The organism is Nocardioides sp. CPCC 206348, from assembly GCF_048654705.1.
In the GTDB taxonomy this organism is placed as follows: domain Bacteria; phylum Actinomycetota; class Actinomycetes; order Propionibacteriales; family Nocardioidaceae; genus Nocardioides.
The window spans coordinates 5,902-9,639 of sequence record NZ_JBMCZA010000105.1; the positions used below are offsets into that span (position 1 = coordinate 5,902).

The 3,738-nt window shown below is 69.3% G+C and carries 6 protein-coding genes; 5 read left to right on the top strand and 1 reads right to left on the bottom strand.

The genetic code is table 11. The features are described 5' to 3' along the window. A partial coding sequence (locus ACOADB_RS05320) for an ATP-dependent DNA helicase (RefSeq protein WP_378596901.1) occupies positions 1-961 on the top strand: 961 nt, incomplete at its 5' end. 32 nt (positions 962-993) lie between these two features. Here ACOADB_RS05320 and ACOADB_RS05325 read toward each other — a convergent pair. Continuing rightward, positions 994-1,320, bottom strand: a complete 327-nt coding sequence (locus tag ACOADB_RS05325) for a winged helix-turn-helix domain-containing protein (protein ID WP_378596902.1) — start codon at positions 1,318-1,320, stop codon at positions 994-996. Between the two features lie 70 nt (positions 1,321-1,390). On the opposite strand from ACOADB_RS05325, the gene ACOADB_RS05330 reads away from it, so the two are divergent. The 4 genes from ACOADB_RS05330 to ACOADB_RS05345 form a co-directional block, all read left to right on the top strand. After that, a complete protein-coding gene (locus ACOADB_RS05330; RefSeq protein WP_378596903.1) occupies positions 1,391-1,744 on the top strand; it encodes a hypothetical protein in 354 nt (117 codons plus the stop codon). Between the two features lie 239 nt (positions 1,745-1,983). Beyond that, complete coding sequence (locus ACOADB_RS05335) at positions 1,984-2,199, top strand: helix-turn-helix domain-containing protein (protein WP_378596904.1); 216 nt, start codon at positions 1,984-1,986, stop codon at positions 2,197-2,199. A gap of 11 nt (positions 2,200-2,210) precedes the next feature. Next, positions 2,211-2,471 (top strand): helix-turn-helix domain-containing protein, encoded by a 261-nt coding sequence (locus ACOADB_RS05340; protein ID WP_378596905.1) that lies wholly within the window; start codon positions 2,211-2,213, stop codon positions 2,469-2,471. A 26-nt stretch (positions 2,472-2,497) separates the two neighbouring features. After that, positions 2,498-3,738: tyrosine-type recombinase/integrase (locus ACOADB_RS05345; RefSeq protein WP_378596906.1), on the top strand; the 1,241-nt coding region annotated here is incomplete at its 3' end.

Consider the following 3,738-nt stretch of genomic DNA (forward strand, 5'->3'; position numbering starts at 1 on the left):
CGCACTGTTCACCATCGCCGACGAGACCGGCGCCCGCCTCGTGCTCATCGGCGACCGGCACCAGCTCCCGGCCGTTGGCCGCGGCGGCGTCCTCGACCACGCCACCCGATGGACACCACCCGAAGCCCAGGTCGCGCTCGACACCGTCCACCGGTTCACCGACCCCGCCTACGCCGAACTGTCGCTGCTGATGCGCACCGGCGACCGCGCCGTCCACGTCTTCGACCAGCTCCACGCCACCGGACGCATCGTCCTCCACCCCACCGACGTCGAACGCACCGCCGCCCTCGCCGAGCACGGCGCGACCGGGCACACCGTCATCGCCGACACCCGCGACCAAGTCGCCGACCTCAACGCCGCCATCCGCCAGCGACGAAACAACCAGACCGGTGACCGAACTGGCGACGCAGCCATCACGAGCCGCGGTGAAGCACTCAACATCGGCGACCGGATCGCGACCCGACGCAACGACCGCGACCTCGGCGTCGCCAACCGCGACACCTGGACCGTCACCGGCATCACCGGCAACGGCGGCCTGCGGGTGACGGGCCGGCAAGGCGACCGCACGCTCCCGGCCGAGTACGTCGCCCGCCATGTCGAGCTCGCATACGCCACCACCGTTCACGGCGCCCAGGGCGACACCGTCGACCATGCCCACTTCGCCCTCACCGACACCACTGGCGCCGCCGCTACGTACGTCGCCATGACTCGCGGCCGGCTCACCAACACCGCTCACCTCGTCGCCGAATCGATCGACGAGGCCCGCGAGCAATGGATCGCGACGTTCAACCGCGACCGCGCCGACCTCGGCCCCGCCCACGCCCGCGAACGCGCCCTCGACGACATCGACCGCTACGGACCCACCCCAACCAGACCAGCTCGCCGACGCGACGAGCAGCGCACGCCGGCATCGAGTCGACCGCCGGCACGCCACTCACAGCGGCCCGGGATCGGGATCTGAACGGAACCGTCGGCCGCAGGTCAGAGGTCGGGCTACCGCGGCTCCGGTGGCCTGACCGCTCGGCCGAGTGCCTCGAGCAGGGCGTCGACCTGGCCGTGGTCGACGGTGTAGCGGCGGATGACCGGACCGGACTCGTCGCTGCGGGGCGGGTCAGCGAGCACCACCCCGGCCTGCTCCAGCGCCATCAGGTGCGTGTGGATGTTCGCCTCGGAGCCACCCAACAGCCGGTGCAGCTCGGCCTTCGTGCACGGCCCGTGCTCGTTGAGCGCGCGCAGCAGAGCCACCCGAACCCGGGCCCCGAACACCTCGACCGCCCGTTCGACGACATCAGGGAGGTCAGGTCGAGCGATCCGAGGCACGAGCCCATTGTCTTTGGTCCGTCCCACGCTTAGCATGTTTCCTCGTTTAAAACGAGGAAAGGTAGAGCCGATGTCCTTCACCCTGACGGCCGCCGCGACCGTGAGCGCCGACCCGGCACCGCTCGACGAAGACCGGTCACCGGCCACGGCCGTCTTCCCATTCAGCGCCGATCACGACCAGACCCGCTTCGAGGTCGGAGCCGCCATCGGAGACGACATCGGCGAGGTCATCGGCGAGGTCATCTGCCGCGGTGCCCTCGCCGTCCAGGCACTGGAACAGCTCCACGCCGGGCAGCGGATCCTGGTCACCGGAGCGCTGGCGCCGCGCCCCTCGCTCGACCGAACCCCCGACGTCAACGGCGTGATCCTGGTCATCGAGGCGACCCACATCGGGATCAGCCTCACCGCCACGACCGCTGAATGACCTCCTCCCCGGCACAGTGGCACCTCCCGCCGCCGCCACGACTTGAGGAATGCGCCTGACCTGCGCAAACACGACGTACCCCCTCCGATACCCCCAGCCAGGGGGTACGAAGTCGGGGACGTCCGCCCGTCAGCATCGCTCCGTCCGCAACGGCTCGCCCTGAGATCGCTCGTCACCAACTGATCGCACCGAGGGCCACTTCGGACATAGGTGACCACACCACCCGAAGGAGCGACCCGATGATCCCCATCGACATCCCCACCGACTGGAACGACAGCGCCCTGCTCACGTTCGAGGAGTTCTGCGCACTCGTCCGGATCCCGCCACGCACCGTCCGCGACTGGCGCCGACGAGGAGTCGGACCACGGTTCTGGCGCTTCAACGGCACCGGCCGGCTCTACACCACCGTCGCCGAAGTGCGCAGCTTCCTCTCCCCCGTCAACGCCACCCGCTAGGAGCGCCCATCATGACGACAGCACGCCAGGGCATCGACATCCACGAAGACGACGAGATGCTCACCATCGAGGAGGCCGCCCAGTTCCTCCGCGTCCCCGTCGCGACCATGCGGTACTGGCGCTACTGCGGCACCGGACCCTTCAGCTTCAAGGTCCAGAGGCATGTCCGCTACTGGCGCTCCGACCTCGTCCTGTGGCGCGCAGAACAGGGCCGCGCCCCGAGTTCTCCACAGGGTTCGATGCGCAGCCGCGGTCGGGCCAGCGAACGCTGACACTGGGATCGACGAGAGGAGCAGTCATGGCCGGGAACATCGCCAAGCGTCCCGACGGCAGCTGGCGGGCCCGCTACCGCGACGAGCAGGGCCGCGAGCGGTCCCGCCACTTCGACCGGAAGATCGACGCCCAGCGCTGGCTCGACGAGACCGCCGCTGCCATGCTCACCGGCAGCTACGTCGACCCGGACGCCGGCAAGGTCACCTTCCAGCAGTTCTACGAGCAGTGGTCGGCACGACAGCTGTGGGTGGCATCAACGCGGATCAACGCGGACCTCGCAACCAGCTCGGTGCCCTTCGGCGACCTTCCCCTGCGATCGGTACGGCGGTCCCACGTCGAGGAGTGGGTGAAGGACCTCAGCACTCGGTTGGCGCCGACGACGATCAAGACCAGATTCATCATCGTCCGCTCGGTGTTCCGGGCCGCCGTCACCGATCGCGTCATCACCGCGGACCCGTGCGCCGGCGTCGTCCTGCCCCGACGCCGCCGCGCAGACGCGGCGATGCGGATCCCGACGGTTGAAGAGGTCGGGAGGTTGATCGAGCATGCCGACAGCCCCCGGGTCTCCACCCGCAAGGGCTTCCGCGCCTACGTGGCACTGTGCGCCTTCGCCGGCCTGCGAAAGGCCGAGGCGGCCGCCGTCCAGCTGGGCGACCTCGACCTGAACCGCGGCCAGCTGTCGGTCACCCGGCAGCTGCAGCGCGAAGGCTCCACGTACGTCCTCCGAGCACCGAAGTACGGCTCGGAGAGAACCGTCTACCTGCCCGAGGAGCTCGTCAGCATCCTGTCGCACCACGTCGTCGAGCACGTCACCGAGAGCTCCACCGGCAACTGGTTGTTCACGGTCGGAGACGAGCCGCTCTACGACAACGCCATTCACTGGCGCTGGCGCGCGACCCGGTCGGCGGCCGGACTCACCCGGATCCGGCTGCACGACCTGCGGCACTTCTACGCCTCAGGCCTGATCGCTGCTGGGTGCGACGTGGTGACGGTGCAGCGCGCCCTCGGCCACTCGTCGGCGAGCACGACCCTCAACACCTACAGCCACTTGTGGCCAACGGCCGAGGATCGCACGCGGGCGGCGGCCTCCGAGCTCATGAAACAGGCCTTGGCCCGGCCTTCGGCAGGCTCCGCGGAGGGCCCCGAGGCGGGACCTCTCTCGGATTTTGCGGACTTTTTGCGGACTAGAGACGGTCCGCAACGCCCTGACCTGCGGAAACAGGCCGATTCAGTAGTACCAGGGGTACGGCGACCAGTCCGGCTCAC